This window comes from Polaribacter sp. IC066, assembly GCF_007997085.1.
Classification (GTDB): Bacteria; Bacteroidota; Bacteroidia; order Flavobacteriales; family Flavobacteriaceae; genus Polaribacter.
In genome coordinates, this window is sequence record NZ_VORR01000001.1 from 1 (window position 1) to 19,274 (window position 19,274).

Annotated in this window: 17 protein-coding genes and 1 pseudogene; 3 read left to right on the forward strand and 15 right to left on the reverse strand. The window is 30.7% G+C overall.

The window, feature by feature from the left end; genetic code table 11:
• Nucleotides 1-196, forward strand: a 196-nt coding sequence (locus ES044_RS18705) for a hypothetical protein (RefSeq protein WP_223269265.1), incomplete at its 5' end; no start/stop codon positions are given.
• An 86-nt stretch (nucleotides 197-282) separates the two neighbouring features.
• Here the strand turns inward: ES044_RS18705 and ES044_RS00005 are convergent.
• The 9 genes from ES044_RS00005 to ES044_RS00045 form a co-directional block, all read right to left on the reverse strand.
• Complete coding sequence (locus ES044_RS00005; RefSeq protein WP_147186833.1) at nucleotides 283-2,220, reverse strand: AIPR family protein; 1,938 nt, start codon at nucleotides 2,218-2,220, stop codon at nucleotides 283-285.
• Nucleotides 2,220-3,251 carry a PD-(D/E)XK motif protein gene (locus tag ES044_RS00010; protein ID WP_147117447.1) on the reverse strand — a complete coding sequence of 344 codons (1,032 nt, stop codon included), beginning with the start codon at nucleotides 3,249-3,251 and terminating at the stop codon, nucleotides 2,220-2,222. The genes ES044_RS00005 and ES044_RS00010 overlap by 1 nt, the downstream gene beginning before the upstream one ends.
• Complete coding sequence (locus tag ES044_RS00015; protein ID WP_147117446.1) at nucleotides 3,248-6,064, reverse strand: Z1 domain-containing protein; 2,817 nt, start codon at nucleotides 6,062-6,064, stop codon at nucleotides 3,248-3,250. The genes ES044_RS00010 and ES044_RS00015 overlap by 4 nt, the downstream gene beginning before the upstream one ends.
• Nucleotides 6,065-6,075: 11 nt before the next feature.
• Nucleotides 6,076-7,593: an ATP-binding protein gene (locus tag ES044_RS00020; RefSeq protein WP_147117445.1), complete on the reverse strand. Its 1,518-nt coding sequence runs from the start codon at nucleotides 7,591-7,593 to the stop codon at nucleotides 6,076-6,078.
• 1,380 nt (nucleotides 7,594-8,973) lie between these two features.
• Complete coding sequence (locus ES044_RS00025) at nucleotides 8,974-10,077, reverse strand: lactonase family protein (protein ID WP_147117444.1); 1,104 nt, start codon at nucleotides 10,075-10,077, stop codon at nucleotides 8,974-8,976.
• Between the two features lie 7 nt (nucleotides 10,078-10,084).
• Complete coding sequence (locus ES044_RS00030) at nucleotides 10,085-10,594, reverse strand: pyridoxamine 5'-phosphate oxidase family protein (RefSeq protein WP_223269079.1); 510 nt, start codon at nucleotides 10,592-10,594, stop codon at nucleotides 10,085-10,087.
• Between the two features lie 9 nt (nucleotides 10,595-10,603).
• Nucleotides 10,604-12,373 (reverse strand): M14 family metallopeptidase, encoded by a 1,770-nt coding sequence (locus ES044_RS00035; protein ID WP_147186834.1) that lies wholly within the window; start codon nucleotides 12,371-12,373, stop codon nucleotides 10,604-10,606.
• Between the two features lie 2 nt (nucleotides 12,374-12,375).
• On the reverse strand, nucleotides 12,376-12,831 hold the full coding sequence (gene coaD / locus ES044_RS00040; RefSeq protein ID WP_147117442.1) for a pantetheine-phosphate adenylyltransferase: 456 nt from the start codon (nucleotides 12,829-12,831) through the stop codon (nucleotides 12,376-12,378).
• Nucleotides 12,832-13,001: 170 nt separating this feature from the next.
• A complete protein-coding gene (locus tag ES044_RS00045; RefSeq protein WP_147186835.1) occupies nucleotides 13,002-13,976 on the reverse strand; it encodes a D-alanine--D-alanine ligase in 975 nt (324 codons plus the stop codon).
• A gap of 93 nt (nucleotides 13,977-14,069) precedes the next feature.
• Between ES044_RS00045 and ES044_RS00050 the strand changes: the two genes are divergently transcribed.
• Entirely contained in the window at nucleotides 14,070-14,627 is a 558-nt protein-coding gene (locus ES044_RS00050) for a PASTA domain-containing protein (RefSeq protein ID WP_147186836.1), read from the forward strand.
• 111 nt (nucleotides 14,628-14,738) lie between these two features.
• Complete coding sequence (locus tag ES044_RS00055) at nucleotides 14,739-15,776, forward strand: RluA family pseudouridine synthase (RefSeq protein ID WP_147117439.1); 1,038 nt, start codon at nucleotides 14,739-14,741, stop codon at nucleotides 15,774-15,776.
• A gap of 232 nt (nucleotides 15,777-16,008) precedes the next feature.
• On the opposite strand, the gene ES044_RS00060 is transcribed toward ES044_RS00055, so the two are convergent.
• The 6 genes and pseudogenes from ES044_RS00060 to ES044_RS00085 all read right to left on the reverse strand — a co-directional run bounded on the left by ES044_RS00060 (nucleotide 16,009) and on the right by ES044_RS00085 (nucleotide 18,962).
• Nucleotides 16,009-16,476 carry a DUF6428 family protein gene (locus ES044_RS00060; protein ID WP_147117438.1) on the reverse strand — a complete coding sequence of 156 codons (468 nt, stop codon included), beginning with the start codon at nucleotides 16,474-16,476 and terminating at the stop codon, nucleotides 16,009-16,011.
• 123 nt (nucleotides 16,477-16,599) lie between these two features.
• A pseudogene (locus ES044_RS00065) lies at nucleotides 16,600-16,932 on the reverse strand (ArsR/SmtB family transcription factor).
• 47 nt (nucleotides 16,933-16,979) lie between these two features.
• Entirely contained in the window at nucleotides 16,980-17,375 is a 396-nt protein-coding gene (locus ES044_RS00070) for a hypothetical protein (RefSeq protein WP_223269078.1), read from the reverse strand.
• Between the two features lie 291 nt (nucleotides 17,376-17,666).
• Complete coding sequence (locus ES044_RS00075; protein ID WP_147117436.1) at nucleotides 17,667-17,882, reverse strand: hypothetical protein; 216 nt, start codon at nucleotides 17,880-17,882, stop codon at nucleotides 17,667-17,669.
• Nucleotides 17,883-18,046: 164 nt separating this feature from the next.
• Nucleotides 18,047-18,370, reverse strand: coding sequence for a hypothetical protein (locus ES044_RS00080; RefSeq protein ID WP_147117435.1), 324 nt, complete (start codon nucleotides 18,368-18,370; stop codon nucleotides 18,047-18,049).
• Nucleotides 18,371-18,416: 46 nt separating this feature from the next.
• Entirely contained in the window at nucleotides 18,417-18,962 is a 546-nt protein-coding gene (locus ES044_RS00085) for a hypothetical protein (RefSeq protein WP_147117434.1), read from the reverse strand.
• Nucleotides 18,963-19,274: the final 312 nt, after the last annotated feature.

Here is a 19,274-nt window from a genome sequence, read left to right on the forward strand (position 1 = left end):
TAAGGCAGAATGTCTTGAAGTAAGATTACATCAAAGGCTCATCGCATTACTTATTGCTATTCTTACCATTGTGGAAGAACTATTTCCCGAGGTAGATTCTCGAAAAATGATGACTAGGATGATAGCTAATTCTGATTATTTTCACAGGATAAAAAGAATTTTTGAGCCAGATCCTAACTTAAAACTAACCGAATAGTAGCTTGAAAAGTCAGTTTTGGAACAAAAGCAATAAACTTGTAATGATCAAGTGTTTAACTTACTTAAAGTCACTCAAAAAAAAATCTAAATCTCAATGTTCTTACGTTCTTTGGAGGTGCGAAACTTGAGTAAAGTATACTTGGCTGGGGTATTAATTACTGTATTTATTTCATCAACCATTAATTCATATTTACTATCTAAATTAAATTCAAGTGTTGAATTTTTCCTGAACTTCTTTATTTCACAAATTGGAAGTAATTCAATTATTATTTTTAATTTTTCCCAATCTATATTTTTTAATATTTTATCCCAAGACTCTTTCTTTTTGCAAGCTTCGTCTAGACGACCATCATCTAAATTCTTTAACAACAATTCATTAATATAAATTAAGAATTCTTTAATAATTGTATCAGGTATATTTAGACCTGCATCTTTCCATATAGACTGAAAGTCTATAGTTTTTTTATACTTTAAAAGATATTCTTGTATCAAAGAGATTGAGTAAGCAATCACATTTTTTCTGATTTTTCCTACGGCATTTTTCCCCATGCCATATTTTGTTTTTAATATCTTGTAAAAAATAAAAGATCCAATGAGATTTACGTAGTACTCTTCTCCTATTTTTTTATTTTCAGAATCAAAATAATCTTTCATTAAAGTGTATCTTTTTTCAGCACTTTGTACTGAAATATAAGGCTGAATTTTACCTCCTAAAGCACAATAATATAAAATTGATAAATCAGTTTTTTCAATTTTCTGATTATTTGGAAACAGATTTAAATGATACTTTTCATTCTTACTTAAACTTTTTTCGAGATGATATTGACCTCGAGTACGTTCAAAATAAAAATAATTATTAGAAGTAGGATTCCTGAATTTTTTAGAACAAGTATGCAGATTAATTAAGTAATCTTCACTACTTGACAAATCGGACTGCTTAACGGCATTTTGAAGATTACTGTTTTTAGCAATAGTAGATTGAATCTTAACTGAATCAATATTCCTTTTGATTTCAGTAATTTTTGCTATGACATGCACGCTATCCAAATCAACATCTAATTTTGTTTTTTTAGCATCTTGAGTAGCAAAAAAAATCGAAGACGTTGTTTGACCGCCATTTACAATTTGAAAGTTCTTAAAAGTTTTGACAGATCCATCCTCATTTAATATTATTTCAGAAACAGTTACACAAAGGCCGTTATTATATGCCAAAAACATTTCGGGGGCATTTATCAATGTCTCTTTTATACCCTTATTTATCTTAACTCTTGTCGATAAAAATGACCTAACATTACTCTCTAATAAACGGCCTCCAAAATCCCTATATATGTTATATAAAAACCGCCCAGGGAAAATAGCAATAGCGGTGCCATAACTTGAGTTACCTATTTGAGGTTTAAGTACATTTATCGGTTTATCAAAATAATCTTCAACATCAACATCTAACTTCTGATTATTCTTATGAAGCCTCTCAAGTTCTTTTACATCGTAAATTCTAAAATTGTAATCAATACTTGTTTTTTCATCAGCCTTTGAGATAACTTTTGCTGCATCTAGCTCTTTTTTATTTACTGCTGTATCATTCGTAAATAAATAAAAATCAATTTTTACAATGGTATTTTTAAAGATACTTCTATATTCGGTGTTTAAAAATGATAATATATTTGCTTTTGGAAGGCTATGATTGCTTGCCCTAATTACATAGTTCAACACCCTATAAAGTTGTTTAAATTGTATTTCTACATCTTTTAAATTTAATTTACCAATATCCGAAGAACTGTTAAATTTAGTAATAAATAAAGACAGAACAGTTTCATTTTCATTTATACAAAAACCATCAATCTTAAGGTTGCTGTTATTATTTTCTTCCTTAAAATAGTAAGAATGTTGGAAACCTGAAATTAATGACGAATCCGCCAAGTAATCAGAAGCTATTTCACAAAACGCAGATTCGGCATTTAATTGGGAATCTTGTGAAATTTTTTCTTGAATTAACGATTTTAGAGTTATAAAAAAGCTCATTATATAGTTATTAAATGATTAATGTCATTACTTAAAACCAATTGTTCCTGCAAGTTAAGGCTGTACTCTACCTTCTTAATAGAATTAGAAATAGATGCTCTTGCTAACTTTGGAAAAATAGAGTCAACATCATATATATCTGGTCCATTAATTATTTGAAATCCAAAATCTATATATTCAATTTCGGCTTCTGCCAAATAGCCTACTTCTAACAATAAACCTTCAAATTCAAATTTAGCATCTAAATCATGCTTTAATAGTCCTTCAACATCTTCAATAAGATTCGGCAAAGACTGAAACAAGGAACTCTCGATTATTTTGTGTCTTTTAACCTGATAAACAGCTAGAAAAAGACGAGCAAGGCCAGTGCAGTCCAATTGGTACTCGTTATTGATTTTCACTTCGTATTGATTATTTGATATAGTACATTTTACCTCAATAGCCTGAGTGTTTGGAAATATAAAGTCTTGATTTTGTTTTTTAGGGCCTACCCAACTATTAACTACGCTTAAAATATTTTCTTTATTATTTTCCAACAATACTTTAAGCATTGTTAACTCCGCAAATAAACCAATCTGTCCATTTTCTGATAAGACTCCTGTTTTTCTTGATTTAAAAAAATTCATCCAAGATTTTACTCTTTTCAAAATATCTAGAATAATCAGATCAGTGGTTGATTTTTTTGCGGTTTCCACGATATCAGAAATAAAAGTGTAAAAAATATCTTCTTCAGTATTTCTATCTAATTTTATACTATAATATGTATCCAATTCAGTCGTTCCAGGATCTGGTACTGGAAAAGTATCAATTTGAATACTATCTAAAGTATTAATGTTGTTTATAATAATCTCAGAGCGCTTTCCGCCATTTTTTAATTGCAACAGAACACACTGCTGATTATCCGATAACTTATCAATAGCTAGTATAGTTTTGTATCTATTAGCATCATCAAAGTCTACAAGTCGTGTATTATATTTACCACTCGTAGAAGGAGCATCTATCAACTCCGAAAATATTTCTCTTATATTCATAATTTATTGATATTATCATAAACCATTTGATTAACTAATACTGTGACAGAATTATTGTTAATTCGCGAACTATTTGGCAAAGTCGAAGGTGTTGCAATAGAAACACCATAAGGTAATGCAAAATAATCACCTGTAATGTTATCTTTTAAATCTGATATGCCATTGTGCATATTATCATAAGAAGGGTCTCCGCCTCGCGCAACTTTTACATTACTGTAGAAAAACTCTGGATCAAGAACTACAAAAGTAATAATTGGTCTTTCTAGATATGTGCACACAATTGATGGTGACCGCAACTCTCTCCCCTCTAATCCCGATGCTTCAATATTTATATAATTTGATAAATAGTTAGCATCAGTAAGTTTTCCATTTGGCACTTTAAAGTGCGGAAGGTATTCTGGCTCCTTGCTGTTTCTTTCGGCAAGACCAATTTCTTTATCAATAAATGAATAATTACCATCTGTGCCGGGCTTTCTTCCGACAATAGCTAAATCTACAGTTTCAAAACCTGACTTTTTATAAAACTCGAATATCTTTGATAATTCTAAACTGCCATTATTGTTCTCTATAATAAAATTGTTTTTGAAGTTATCCAACTCTCCTTCAATTAAAACATTTTCAAAGACTAATCTATTCTCAAATCTAGTTGTAACACGTTTATTTCTAATTTTATCAATTAGGCCAATTAATAGACTATGATTATTTAAAATTGTTTCCGTGTTACGTGCTAACAAATTTGTAATTACTTCACCACCTGCCCAACTTATTTGCATTTTACCACCTACACCCATTTTTGAAGTAACTGAAAGACTCGTAGTAGATTGTCTAATTTTAATTAAAAAATCTCTTGGTGAAGCGTTACTTCTAATCATTGCTGATATAGTGTCGTTCATGGTAGTATCTGCTAAACAAATTTCACTAAAATCCACAGCTATATCAGTGGATGTGATTACTCGACATAAATCAGCATAGTTAGATCTGTAACCAAACCAACGTCCCATTTGCATTAGGGTATCAAATGTTCTAGCATGCCTAATGAAATAACTAGTCTGTAACCCTTCTAACGTCAAACCCCTAGACATTGTATTTCCTCCAATAACTATTACTTTTCGACCATTTGGATGCAAATGATAATCTAAACTTACTCCTTTATTAACCCTAGTTCCGTTTACTACTAATATTTCAACTGCAGCAATAAAACTTCTAATATGGTCTCTTAATTCACTGAAATTAGTCGGTAAATCAAAATTATTATTTTGGAACGCTTCGTTTTCAGCATATGCCTCGGTATAGTTTTCTTGACTTTCAATTTCACTAATTAATCCAATAGCTATCTCTCCTGAATACAAAGAGCTTAATTCGTTCCATAAATTTTCGCTATTGTTCTCAATAGCTCCTTTAAGTTCATTCCAATAACTTCTAAAAACTGTTCCTAAATGATTTTGGATTCGAGTTAAATGAGAAACATGAATAAGCATAGACATATCAGATCCAGATTGCCCTCTATAAAATCGAAGTGCCCCTGAAATAATAAATTGTTTTGCAGCAATTTTTAATGAGTCAGGGATTTCTAAACTTTCAATTTCTTCATTTTTATAAGCTTTAAGTTGTTCCGGGAATCCTTCTGTGTTATCTATTTCCAAAATCCCTGGCAATCCTTGATCAAAATATTTTTCAGGTCCTAAATAATTCGACGGTTGTTTCAACCTTACAATAAAATCTTCAGGAAAAATACTTTGATGATTGACATTATCTAAAGGTATTAAAACATTCGCATAAGGAGTTGCTGTATACCCTGTATAAACCCTTCTACTAAATTTATTAATCAAATCAACTATACCAGCATTTATTGCACTTGGCCTATTAGCATCATCTTGATTTCCATCTTCATCAATTAATGGCGCATCTAGATCCTCTATTCTAAAATTATTATTAATACTAGCTTGATCAGCTTCATCATCTATAATTAACACAGCTTTGTCTGATTGAGATTCCATATTAATACCTATGACATTTTCTAACCATCTGTTCATATTTCCCAATGGATGAATATTCTTCTTGATTACTGCAATTAAAGGAGTGTCTACATTAAAATTAATACCATTCATATTAGCAGCTGCAGAATTAAAATCACCATTTGCATCTGCTGTTGTTAATGTTTGAGTTTGTGTATTAAATCTATTTAATAAAGTTCCAACACCCACTTGTTTTGTTTCCCCATTAATTCTTTGAACCCCATTAACTCCCTGATCAATTCTAAATTGAGTTTGCTGCCGTAAATTATTATGCATACCAGCTAACACTACTATAAATCGATACCCAACGTCTACAGCTTTATTAATTAAACCAACATAATTACCTGTTTTACCTGATTGAACATACCCTATAACTAATCCTTTCTTTTCAAAATTATCAGTCTCACGTGGATTAGACATTCCGTCTAATATAGCATCCGTACTTTGATCAATTTCATCAACAACATTTTGTGGTAATTGTTGTATTTCTGCTAAATATCTTTTGTAATTATTCCAAAATGGAAAATCAGCTAGATTGGGGTTATTTTGTTTGTAGTTTCGTACCCATGGAATCCTATGATTATACAATGTTTCACTAACTCCGATAGTTATAGTGTGATGGGTCTCTAATTCATTTATAATCCTTTCCCAATTGATGTTAGGATAATCTTTAGTTGGATACATAGGATGATACCTTGTTACTCTTTCTCTTATAACAGCACTTGTGATTTCAATACCTCGATTCAACAAATTGAGTAAATTACTTTGAACAGCGTCTTTAATTTCTTTATTTTCCATATAACTTGTGTTTATAACTTACTACTATCAACCCCTATTTCCTTTAATCGCTCTTCATCAAACGACAAACTATTAAAGGGTTCAATATTAACCAAAATTGTAAATGCTTCTTTTACATCCATATCCTCCTTATATATTGCCATAAAACCTTTAAATTTTTCGAAGATCTCAATATCTTCCTCAACGGGTTGCTCTACTTCATTATTAGCTTTTCTTGCAAAAATATTATCTATTGGTAGGTAATTTTCTATATATCTCAAAACTTGCTTAAACTCCTTTTGCATCGTTTTATCGGCAGAGTATTTCTTTAAAAAACCATCAAATAATGGATGTTTTATATTGATTTTATATTGATTTTTATCTCCACTCTTTACTCCTTTAGATTCAAAATTCCATATTGGTTGAATCTCTGTTTCAGTATTCTTTTTTCTTATTTTATGCCTCTTTACTCCTCCATGAAATCTAAATGTATTATTAGCCTCTGCTCTAATTTTATTGCATTCAGCCCTTATGTCTGCTTCAGCGAACCTCGGAATAGAAACTAAAGATTTGCTAATATTTACACCCCATGCTAAATCAGACTCTAAACGGTTGGATAAATTAATTTCAACTCTACCTAGTATATAGTGATGTTCTTTGTTAAATAAACCTAACCAACTTCCATAGTAAATTAACCTCCTATTTCTATAAACAAAAAAGCCTTGGTTTTGATTAAAAGTTCCAATTTTAGATTGATTCTCATATTCACTTTTATTTTGAAACTCACTTGAATGTTTTAATACATGTCCCTTTAAGGAATAAGTATCGTCTCCTGAATTATATTTAAAAAGTTTCGTTTGACTAGAAACTGCCGTTAAATATGGATCCCAATAACTCACAACTGTTCCATTTAAACGAATATCTAGAGTATTTTTGAATTTATGATATATCAATTCAAAGTGATTTCTAACTTTCGAGAGTTCTGAATAAAAACTAGCTGCAGAAGCAATTTTAATTTTATCTAATTTTTCCCAATAAACAACTGTCCAACTCTTACCATCAAAGATTCCATTATTTTCGACTCTAGACTTTATTTTTTTTATCAATAATTCAGGCTGTTCTAATGAATATACTTCCCATCCATTTTTGTCAATATATTCTAGATCAAACACTAAAGAATTAATCGTTTCTTTTTCCTTTTTTGAAATCAAAGTCAATTTTATACACTGCGAGAGACTAGCTGTTTTCAAACCTAACCCAAATCTCCCTAAATCTGCATCACCTCTTTCAAGCTCTATACCCTCACCTCCTAATGTTAAAGCTTTAATCATATCTTTCATAGTCATTCCAAAACCATCATCAATAATGGCCATCCATTCTAAACGGTCAGCACTTTGCTTGAAATCATTATTTACAATTTCTATTCTTTTTGCTTCTGCAGCAATCGAATTATCAATTATATCAGAAAGGGCAGTTTTTAAATTATACCCAATACTTCTTAGTGACCCTAAAATACTTCCAGGCTGCGGTTCAACTTTAAATTTATTCATTTTAAAACATTAGTCTTTTAATCTTTTGCACTTTGATAAATCAAATTATTTAATAAATCAATCATAACTATTTAAACAACCTAGCCTTGCTAGTATATATATTTTATTCCACATTAAGGATTAGAGAATGTTCTTCATATTTCACTTTATTAAAAGTATTAAAAATAATCAAATTTACATAACGGTTTGTTAAAACAGTTTATCTTCAAGTGGGTAAAAATGAGTCTTTATTTTTAATTATATTTACGGGATACCGTATTAAGTTTGATTTTAAACAGATTTTTTTTTTAATTATTCTTCTTATTAATTTCGTAGTCTTATAAAGATTTACTGGAATAGCTATATTGGCAATATAGTAATGCTGTTTAAAGAGATAAAGATTCGTTAAGGTAGTTCGACAATGTCCTAGTTAAGATGAAGCTTTAGAAATAATAACGAAACAAATTACTAAAAATTAAAAAAGACAAACTTAATACAGCACAAAGCCTAGTTTAATCCAAAACATTAACGCTTTGTTTTTTTTTGCCACTCCGTGAGCCTTGTAAGCTTAAAATTTTTGGTATTAATTATATACAGTATGAAAATATGTTTAAAAAAATTCAACACTTAACCGATAAAATTGTAGCTTTTTATTTTATTTGTCGCCCAAAAAAGATACTGTTTTAACAAATTTTTTAATAATTTAATAAAAAGTCAGATTAATTAAAATGATTGAGGTTTATAATTATTCAATCAAATAATCATATTCAATTGAATTTTATGCAATATCATCCTAAATTTTATAAGTACGACTTCTGTAATAACTCATTTGCTGTTAATTAAACCAAACCGTCATAGAACAAAAGTCAAACCTCCATCTCATTTATCAATCACTGTAAAAATACTGAAGTCGCATCAGGAAGATCAGGTTCGCCACTTGCCACTATTTTCCATCTAACTCTAATACTTTTAATGTACAAGTTTTATGTATCAAAATAAATAATACAACAGGCATCTTTTAAACATACATACATACATACATACATACATACATACATACATACATACATACATACCTATCCTTTTAAACACCCAATCTATAGAACTGCAACACGCGTCAGTACAAATTTTATAAAGATACTAGGGTAATTACATAAAAGCTCTAGTATATTTTAAAAAATATACTAGTATAAATTGAAATAAAATGCAGTGTTTTTACAAAGCATGCATCTAATAACTTGCACAGGAGGTAGTAAGCTTAAAAATTAAAGGTATACCATAAAAACAACATAGCGATGGCGATTCGGTGCTGAATCACAGAAAAAAGCAACAGTTATGAATAGTGAAAATCGCCAACTTAACTAACAAACTTCCGTTAAACGAAATCAAAACATACATTTTTTAAAACAAAATACAAACAGGTGTTGGCGCCAAAACCTCATCCAAAAAAGTTAATGTACCGGTTTCTAAATCTCTCTTAAAACAAACAATCGTATTGGTGTCTTGATTGGCAACTAAAAGAAATTTATTGTCTGGAGAAATTGCAAAATTACGCGGATTACTTCCTTTTACAGGTTCAAAACCCACTAACTTTAAACCTCCGTTTTCTTGATTTACTTGAAAGATTGCAATAGAATTATGCCCACGATTAGAGGCATATAAAAACTGACCGTCTTTAGAAATATGAATATCTGCCGCTTTGCTATATTCCTTAAAATCTTCTGGCAACATAGAAATAGAAGTTTCTATATAATAACGCGCTTCTTTTTCTTTTACCAAAGAAATGGTGTTGTTGAGTTCGTTTAAAACATACATCCATTTATTATTTTGATGAAAAGTGAGATGCCTTGGCCCCGCTCCTACTGCCATTTTTAAGGTTTTTTGATTGGTAAACACAAACTCTTTTTTAGTTGTATCAATCGTAGAAAACCACAATTCGTTGCTACCTAAATCTACAGAAATAACTTCTTTTTTATTTGGATGAAACCAAGTAGAATGCGCGTGAGGCGCTTTTTGCCTATCTGTAGTTCCTTTGCCTGTATGTTGTTGCACATGCAGCAAAGGTGTTAGTTTGCCAGCTGCATCGGCTTCTAACAAGCCTACATTTCCGCTGCCATAGTTAGCAGTAATAATATAATTATCATCATTTATGGCCACAAAACAAGGACCAGCGCCACCAGATTTTTCTTTACTTATAAGCAGTAAAGTATCTTCTTTAATCTGAAATGATTTGATAAACCCTGTTCCGTTTTCATTCGTTTCGCCAACCGCAAAAAGTGTTTTATCATCTTTAGATTTCGTTAAAAACGTAGGGTTTACGGTGGCTGCCATTAAACCTAGCTGTTTTAATTTTCCTTGAGCATTTATTTGATATTTATAAATGCCTTTGCTATCGCCGTTTGTATACGTTCCAACATAAAAACTTGTTGTGGTTTCTTCTTTCATTTTTGATTTTTTACAACTAAAAAATAGTGCTACAGCGATGAGTACTAAAATATTTTTCATTCTTTTTTTAAAAATTTAATTGAGGAGCTTTCCAAGTAATTGTATCTCCTAAAACGGTATATTTTTCACTAATAATAGTAGCTTTATTCGGCGTAAATTTTATCAGTATATAATCGGTCGCTTTATTTTTATAAAAGTTTTTCCATGCTGTTTTCCAATATTTTTCTTTTTTAACCGGGCTGTTTACCATACTTGCCACTCCTTGTAACGTAACATAACTCTCACTTTTTGCATCAAAATAATACAAGGTTACATTTTTATTTTTTTGAATCTGTTGTACTTTTAAACTCTTTGAGTTGGTGCCCATCCAAACCGTAAAATCTTCTTCTGGTAAAAAAGGATCCATGGCTCTTGCATGTGCAACGCCTTCTGCATCAATTGTAATTAATGCGCAGTTTTTTGCGGTTGTCATAATCTCTTTCGCAATTTCTTTCAAATCTTTTTTAGCAAGATTTGGTGTAGAATTGCAACTCGAAATAAAAATCATTAGTATCGGAATCATATAAATTTTCATCATCAAAAAAAATTAAAAAACTTTAAAAACAGGTAATCGTACATGTGCTTTTTCATAATGCGGAGAATTTTTGTATATAAAATCTAATTGCATTCTTGGGTTTTTAGCAAAATCTGCATCCGAAGCTAATTTTTCATCAAACTGTTTTTTGAGTACTGTATTTTCTAACAACAGCTTCTCGGCAACCTCTTCAAAAACATAGGCAGAATAGCCTTCTTTTTGCTGAAGAATGGTGTCGAAAAAATTCCAATTAAAAAAAGAATCTGTAGCTTCTGCCTCTAAAGTTTCTAACAAATAACGCACTCCGTTTTGCTTTGTAGTTATGTAAATATCTCCTTCTTTAAAGTTAATGTTTTCTATGGATGCTAAAACGGTTGTGTTATAATGCAAATAATGACCTTCGTAAGGCGATTTTCTACTCTCAAAATCTTTGATGTGATTTACCGTGACCGCAATTGTAGTATCTTTCTTAAAACTAGTGTACTCAATATTATTAGTATCTAATCTGTCTATAATATCATACCAACCTTGTGGTAAAATATAAGCCTTCGGGATTTCTATTTCTTTCGTTACCGAAAACTCATCATAATAGTTAGTTTCCTTTGTAAAAGGTTTGCTTTTATCATAAAACAATCTTTTTCCGGTGGTTACTTTACTGTCAATCATTTCAGCTTCATAGCCTTTAAAATTTAGAATTCTGAATTTCTCTTTATCAACTTTATACTGAATAGGATAGGTTTTTTTTGCTAGTATTTCTTCACTTGCCTTTGCACGCAACTGTTTAATGAGTTCTGAATTTTCTTCGGTAAAATCGAACGCAGAAAGCATGAGTTCATAGGTTTGTTCTACTCTAATTTTATAGGGTTTTAACATGTGCGTTTCTACCATTAAACCAAGCGTATGAAAAAGCGTTGTATAGCCGGTAGAATATCTTGGCGAATCAAAAAACTGCGAAAACCCTACTTCTGGTGTATTGCCCCAAACGTTTACATACGGCGTAATATTAATTCCTTTTTCTGTTAAAGACGCTTCTAATTTTGGACGCATTTCATCTTGCAAAAACGTTCCTAAACTGCCCCCTAATTTATTATGCTGTGTAAATAAATGGGTAATTGCGTATTGATAATCTGCACCATTGCTTACATGATTGTCGATAAAAACATCTGGATTTACTGTGTGAAAAACCGCTGCAAAGGTGGCAGCATTTTTGGTGTCTTGTTTGATAAAATCTCTATTTAAATCGTAGTTCCTAGCGTTTCCTCTAAAACCATATGCTAAAGGTCCGTTTTGGTTGACTCTAGTCGTTGAATTTCTATTTAAAGAACCCCCCACATTATACACCGGAATTACACAAATAATCGAGTTTTTATAAGCTGCTTTTAACGAATCATTCTGCACAATATCTCGCAACATCAGCATCGAGGCGTCGATGCCATCTGATTCTCCAGGATGAATGCCATTATTGATTAAAATTCTATTTTTTTGCGAATCTTTAATTTCATCTACATTGTAAATTCCCTCTCTATTATACACCACCAAATGCAAAGGTTCGCCAGAATCTGTTTGCCCGAATGAAAATAATGAAATCTGGCTATATTCTTCTGCTAATTTTGTGTAGAAAGAAATTACGTCTTTGTATTCTGGTGTTTCTGTACCTTTAGAGGTTTCAAAAAGTGTTGTAAAATCTTTCTTTTCTTCAGCTAATTCATCACAAGAAATGATGCCTAAAAAGAGAAAAAAAAGGAACGTTATTTTTAGCAGTTGGTTGGGTTGTATTTTCATGTTTATTGAACTCTCACTGTTTTAGGAACTAATTTGGTATAATCGCCATTATTTCTGATAACATCTCTTACAATCGATGACGAAATATAAGAAGTATTTGCAGAGGTTAGTAGAAAAACAGTTTCAATTGGCGCTAAATCTCTATTGGTGTGTGCAATTGCTTTCTCGAACTCAAAATCTGCCGGATTTCTTAATCCTCTTAAAATAAAGTCTACCTGATTTTCTTGACAAAAATGAACGGTTAAACCTTTGTAAGCAACTACTTTTACTTTTGGTTCGTGCTCAAAACAGTCTTCAATAAACTGTTTACGCTGCTCTAAAGAAAACATGTATTTTTTATCGGCATTAATACCAATTGCGATAATTAATTCGTCAAATAACTTTACACCTCTTTCTATAATATCAAAATGACCTGAAGTTATCGGATCAAAAGATCCTGGAAATATTGCTTTTTTCATTTTTTTTAAAATTTGATGGTTGGCCTTGTTTCATTCATAAACCATAACTAGAATATTTAATATTTTACTTGATACTTTGACTTTTTTTGATTCATAAACCATGAATTAATGATCATGATCAAATGCTTTTCCCCTTTTCTCTATTTTCTCTTTTCTAAAATCTGTACTCATTAGGAAAGGGCCGATTCAATAGCATTCTCAAATAATTCATGTAAAGTTATCCCCGCTTGTTCCGCCTGTTGTGGTAAAATACTCTCTAATGTTAAACCAGGTACTGTGTTTATTTCTAAAAAATGTGGCTCTCCGTTTACAAAAATATATTCTGCTCTAGAAAACCCCGACATATTTAATAGGGTGTACACTTTTATAGCAATTGCTTCTACCTTGCTTTTTTCTTCGGATGTAATTCTAGCAGGCGTAATTTCTTGCGACTTTCCCTCGTATTTTGCCTCATAATCAAAGAAATCATTTTCTGATACAATTTCTGTAATCGGCAAAACTTTAATTGCACCTTTATATTGAATAACGCCAACAGAAACCTCTGTTCCGTTTAAAAAGGATTCTATTAAAATTGCAGCATCTTCTTTGTACGCTGTTTCAATTCCGTTTAAAACCTCTTCCTTATTATATGCTTTAGAAATTCCGTAGCTAGAACCGGCATTGTTTGGTTTTATAAAACATGGCAACCCAACTTTGGCTATTATTTTATCGGTATCTATAAAATCTCCTTTATTTAAATAAACAGAAATAGCGGTTTTAATACCGTATTCTTTTACAACACTTAAGGTATCTCTTTTGTTAAAAGTTAGCGCCATTTGATAAAAAGGAGCCGATGTATGTTTAATTCCTAACAACTCTAAATAAGACAAAATCATTCCGTTTTCGCCAGGATTTCCATGAATTGCATTAAAAACGCAACTAAAAGTTATTTTTTTATCGGCTAAAACAAAAGAAAAATCATCTTTACTAATGGTGTATTCTCTGTTTTTATCATCTAAAGCAACCCATTTTTCTTTTAATATATGAACTCTAAAAGGGGTGTATTTCTCCCTATCTAAATGGTTAAAAACAACATTTCCGCTCTTTAAAGAAATGTTTACTTCGGATGAATATCCGCCCATTATGATCGCAATATTTTTTTTCATCAACATAGAATATATAAACAAATTTATCAAAATATAAATAGAAACCACAACGTTTAGTTTTTATATATTTGTGCATCAATCAAAAAACAAATTATGAGTATTTTTCAGTTTCTTAAAAGCAAGTCATTTTTTAAACAAGTTACCATTGCGGTTATTGGTTTTGTGATTTTGTTTTTCATTTTAAAATTTTGGTTGAACATTACCACAAATCACGATCAAAAAATACAAGTTCCTGATTTACATAAAATTACAATTATTGAAGCAGAAAGAAAATTAAAAGAAGTGAGTTTAGGTTTTAAGGTAATTGATAGCGCAAGTTACAACCCAGATTATCCTAAAAGATCGGTGATAGAACAAAGCCCAGAAGCAGGCGATTTTGTAAAAGAAAAACGTAAAATTTACCTAACTTTAAATCCGTCTAAATACAGAGACATTACCATTCCTGATGTAAACGGACGCACAAAAAGACAGGCAGTTTCTGAATTACAAGCCATTGGTTTTATTGTAGGTACAGAATATACGTATGTAAATGATATTGGAAAAGATGTGGTTAGAGGATTAAGACACAAAGGAAAAATTTTAAATCCGAATGATAAATTGCCTAAAAATTCCATTATAGACTTAGTTTTAGGTGATGGAGAAGGTAATTAAAAGTTAGGAGTTAGGAGTTAGGAGTTAGGAAAAATGAAGCTGTTTTTATCAATATCCTTTTAAAATCTTTCAAACTTATCAACTATAAATAAATAAAATAACGTAAACGATTTGCAAGAAAATAATTCACAAGATTTAGAAAATGATGATTTGTATGAACATTACAGATTTACCGCTAGTGTTGGTCAAGAGGCTTTAAGGGTTGATAAATTCTTGATGAATTTCATTGAAAATGCAACAAGAAACAAAATACAACAGGCAGCAAAAGCGGGTAATATTTTTGTAAATGATCTTGCTGCAAAATCGAATCATAAGGTAAAACCAAATGATGTTGTAAGAGTGATTTTATCTTATCCGCCAGCAGAAAACTTATTGGTTGCAGAAGATATTCCTCTGGATATTGTTTATGAAGACGAAACTGTAATGGTTGTAAACAAACCCGCCGGAATGGTAGTGCATCCCGGACACGGTAATTATTCTGGAACTTTAGTGAACGGTTTAATTTATCACATAGAAAATTTACCAACAAATAGTAATGAACGCCCAGGTTTGGTGCATAGAATTGATAAAGATACTAGTGGATTGCTTGTGGTTGCAAAAACCGAATTTGCGATGGCACATTTATCGAAACAATTTTTTGACAGAACTACAGAGCGGTTATATTATGCCTTGGTTTGGGGAAATGTTGAAGAGAATGAAGGCCGGATAGAAGGCAATATCGGTAGAAGTTTAAAAAATCGTTTGCAAATGGCTGTTTTTCCTGATGCCGATTTTGGCAAACATGCAGTAACGCATTATAAAGTTCTAGAGCGTTTAACCTATGTTACGTTGGTTGAGTGTAAATTAGAAACAGGCAGAACGCATCAAATTAGAGCACATTTTAAACATATTGGGCACACACTTTTTAATGATGAGCGTTATGGCGGTGATGCTATTTTAAAAGGAACCACTTTTACAAAATACAAACAATTTGTGCACAACTGCTTTAAAGTGTTACCAAGGCAAGCTTTACATGCAAAAACACTAGGCTTTACACATCCAAAAACAGGCGAGTTAATGCAGTTTAATTCTAATATTCCGCAAGATATTGTAGATTGTTTAGAAAAATGGAGAACCTATAGCGAAAACTCTAAAGAGGTGATAGAGTAAGTTGTGTTTGATTTAATCGACCATCGAATTAACTAAATTTTATTTATCAATAATCGACTCGCTCTGCGGATCTATATCGTCATTTTCTTTATTTTCGATTGGAATGTATGGTATCGTTTTAAAACTTATTTTACTTTTTAAATCTATATATTATACTGAAAAAGGTTCACCTATTTCAGTATAATACATAATTAAACTATCTAAAATAGTTCGTTTAAAAAACAAAGAAATCTTAACAACATCCAGATTTAGGATCACAAGAAGAACTCGCAATTTGTGCAACTTTAACTTTTGTTTTCTCTACTGGAATTCCGCAAGCATCTAATGCCAAGCAAGCGGTAAGTTTAGACTTTAATAAAAAATTGGTTCCGTCAAAATCTAGATTATACTTACCAATCGTTTCTTTTCCTTGATATTCTACTTCAATTTCTAAATCCTCAAATTGAAACCTCTTTTCAGAAATCTCTATAATTTGTAATAATTTCTCTGGATGCAATCTGTGATTGTAATCTCTTTCTTCCCATAATTGAAAATTAATAATCACTTCCCTTCTTACTTTACCGCCACAATCCACAAAATCTTTCGTTATTTTACCAACCTCTGTAACATGAAAATGGGGAGCTACTAATTCTCCGTTTGGCAATTGAAAACCAATTTGTTCTAATTGCTGTAAATGCTTTTTTATTTCTGATAATTTCATAATTTTCTTGTTTTTAAATCTTCGTTTTCGTCGTTTCTCTTGACTTTTTTTAATCTTGATTCATTTTTTAAAATCTTGTTTCTTGGTTCTCTTTAGTCTTAATACTATAAAATTAACTTTTAATCAACAGCAATTATTCGTCATACTTTGATTTAAAAATTTACCTACCGTATTTTTTATCTGCGCCCAATTTTCTTGGTAAATGCAATAACAAACACTTGTTCCTTCTATTTTTCCTTTAATAATTCCAACATTTTTTAATTCTTTTAAATGTTGAGAAATAGTCGGTTGTGCAAAACCAATTTCTTTTACCAAATTTCCGCAAACATAAGATTCTAGTTTAATGAGAAACTTTAAAATTGCCATTCTTGCAAAATGTCCTCACACTTTTGCAATTCTTGCTATTTGATTCTGTTCTCTCGTGAAAATTTCTGACTTGGTTAAACCTACTTTAATTTGTTTATTGCAATATTACGATTAATTGGGTACATAAAAAAGCCTATTTATTTATTAGTACTCAAATCAAACATATAACCAGCGGAAAGATTGACAAAGCCAGTAGTATTTAAATTAGTTTCTTTACCAACTGCATTTGGTAAATTTAAGTTATAGCCTACTTCAAAATCCCACGAATTGGTAGTTATAGAAATAGGAAAACTAATTTGTGTGTTTAGTAAATCGAACACATTTTGTGTAAATTCTATAAATTCAGGTCCATTTGGTGTTCTTATCGTTTTACTAAAAAAGAAACTTTGTTGTGCAATTATAAAGTTGACATTTTGCCTAAACCTGATTGCTAAATTTGAAGCTCTTTTTAAGGTAAAGTTAGCAAAACTAGTAGACACAATTTGATAAGACTCATCTGTACCAAATATATAAGATGCTGAAAATTGTACCACCTAAAGTTCGTTTTTTATTTCTGATTCCGATACTAACATCCAAAGAATTTGTAAAATCATCAGCATAAAAATATTTAGTATATCCGAGATTATAAAGGAAGTTTTTTTGCTTACCAAACGTGTTAAAGTACCCTAAAGAAACACTGGTAAAATCCCAACTTGAGGAAAATCGTCATAATAAATACCTGAAATCCTTGCATTGAATCCTGAAGAATTATAGTAAGAAACTTGTGGAATTATATTAAACTGATCAATCCCAATATCTCTGCTTGAAAAAAAAGTATTGCTATTCTAAGAAACCGAAGTATATAAAAAGTTATATGAAAAATTACTTTCTATTAATTCATCTAAAAATTGTGAATCATCAAAAAAAAGTTCGTCTATTAATTCATCTAAATCATCTAAACTTTTTTCTTGTGCATAAGAACAAAAAGAAGTTGCTATTGAAAACAATAGCAACCCCAAAACTTTTAAAATTGTTTTAAATTCTTGATAGAGATGTATCATAAATATCTAAAAACTAATTTCTGCCGTTTCTTTTTTTCTTTCCGTTATTAGGATTGTTTACTCTTGGGTCATCTTTTAATTCTCCTCTATCTTTAGAGTTTCTGATTTTATCAATTTGTTCTTTGAGCATTTTTCTTTGCTTACCAGTTAATGTTTTTCTGAAATTATCTCTGGTTTTTCTTAAACGAATTTGCTGATTCTGGACCATCTTTTTGATTTCTAGAAAAAGTAGCGACTAATTGTTTTCTTATTTGGTTTTTAGAAATTGTTTTATTTCTTAAAATTGCTAACTGATCTTTGGTTAATGAAGCTTTAAAAGCTTCTCGATTGGCTTTCATTACCGTTCTCTCGTTCTGCAACAGATTGATTTGCTTTTGCGTTACCTCTTTTTTAATTAAATTGTAATTAGAATCTTGAGCAAAAAGTGTGGTATTAAAGAGCATCAAACTTATAAAGCTTATAATTAACATGATATTTTTTAATGTCATTTTTATTGTTTTTTAAGCTGCAAAATCTAAAACACAAATTAATAAATTAATCTGTACAACTATCTTCTGCCGTTTGCATTTCTGTTGCATTGCTAATTGTAGCCGTTGTATCGTCTTTATAGATAATGTCTGCAAGAAAATTTAAAGCTAGTCTTACTGTTGCTGCTTGATTTGCTTTTTTCCATTCTCTTACTAATTTAAAATCTGCTTTTTCATTAACTTCAATCACAGAAGCATCTTGCATAGTAAAGCTTACTGGCAAAATTAGTTTAAAACACTTTCTTTTATCTTTTCCTTTTTTACAAGATTTTTTTAGCCCTTTTAATTCATCCCTATCCATTAAAATTTGAGTTGTTCCGTCTTCTAAAGTTACATCTACAGGAAAAACTAATTCCGGACGTTCAGTCGCATCCGGATTTGCTTCATGCCATTCTTTAATTAAAGCCCACTCTTCTTTACTATTTAAAGTAATTAATGTTTGATCTGCCATGATAAAGTCAACCGGAAAAACAAACTCAAAACATTTATTTCTTCTTCTTTTCCCTTTTTCACTAGTATCCTTTAATTGTCTCCCTTTCGCCGAAAAGAACACATCACTTTTAGCTTCTTCTCTAGCCTCGTTATCTCTTACAAGCGCTACTTTATAGCCTAAACCTGAAGCTAACTGTACGTTTTCAATGTAACTATCTGCTAAATCTACTTTTAATACTACTGCAGTTGCTGCTGGTAAAATAGAAGCTTCTACAGAAACTTTTGATGCACTTTCAATTTTTGCAATTAATGCTGAATCATCTATTGTCCCTATACCTTCAGAACCTGAACAAGAGGTACATAATAAAGCGAAGAAAATAAATGCCGAAATGGTAAAAATAAAACACTGCTTTTTGAAATTGTAGTTCTCATA

Excerpts from the sequence above, each read along its gene's own strand:
- ES044_RS00005 (WP_147186833.1), bottom strand. The coding sequence starts at position 2,220 with ATGAGCTTTTTTATAACTCTAAAATCGTTAATTCAAGAAAAAATTTCA.
- ES044_RS00010 (WP_147117447.1), bottom strand. The coding sequence starts at position 3,251 with ATGAATATAAGAGAAATATTTTCGGAGTTGATAGATGCTCCTTCTACG.
- ES044_RS00015 (WP_147117446.1), bottom strand. The coding sequence starts at position 6,064 with ATGGAAAATAAAGAAATTAAAGACGCTGTTCAAAGTAATTTACTCAAT.
- ES044_RS00020 (WP_147117445.1), bottom strand. The coding sequence starts at position 7,593 with ATGAATAAATTTAAAGTTGAACCGCAGCCTGGAAGTATTTTAGGGTCA.
- ES044_RS00025 (WP_147117444.1), bottom strand. The coding sequence starts at position 10,077 with ATGAAAAATATTTTAGTACTCATCGCTGTAGCACTATTTTTTAGTTGT.
- ES044_RS00030 (WP_223269079.1), bottom strand. The coding sequence starts at position 10,594 with ATGATGAAAATTTATATGATTCCGATACTAATGATTTTTATTTCGAGT.
- ES044_RS00035 (WP_147186834.1), bottom strand. The coding sequence starts at position 12,373 with ATGAAAATACAACCCAACCAACTGCTAAAAATAACGTTCCTTTTTTTT.
- coaD (WP_147117442.1), bottom strand. The coding sequence starts at position 12,831 with ATGAAAAAAGCAATATTTCCAGGATCTTTTGATCCGATAACTTCAGGT.
- ES044_RS00045 (WP_147186835.1), bottom strand. The coding sequence starts at position 13,976 with ATGAAAAAAAATATTGCGATCATAATGGGCGGATATTCATCCGAAGTA.
- ES044_RS00050 (WP_147186836.1), top strand. The coding sequence starts at position 14,070 with ATGAGTATTTTTCAGTTTCTTAAAAGCAAGTCATTTTTTAAACAAGTT.
- ES044_RS00060 (WP_147117438.1), bottom strand. The coding sequence starts at position 16,476 with ATGAAATTATCAGAAATAAAAAAGCATTTACAGCAATTAGAACAAATT.
- ES044_RS00075 (WP_147117436.1), bottom strand. The coding sequence starts at position 17,882 with ATGATACATCTCTATCAAGAATTTAAAACAATTTTAAAAGTTTTGGGG.
- ES044_RS00080 (WP_147117435.1), bottom strand. The coding sequence starts at position 18,370 with ATGACATTAAAAAATATCATGTTAATTATAAGCTTTATAAGTTTGATG.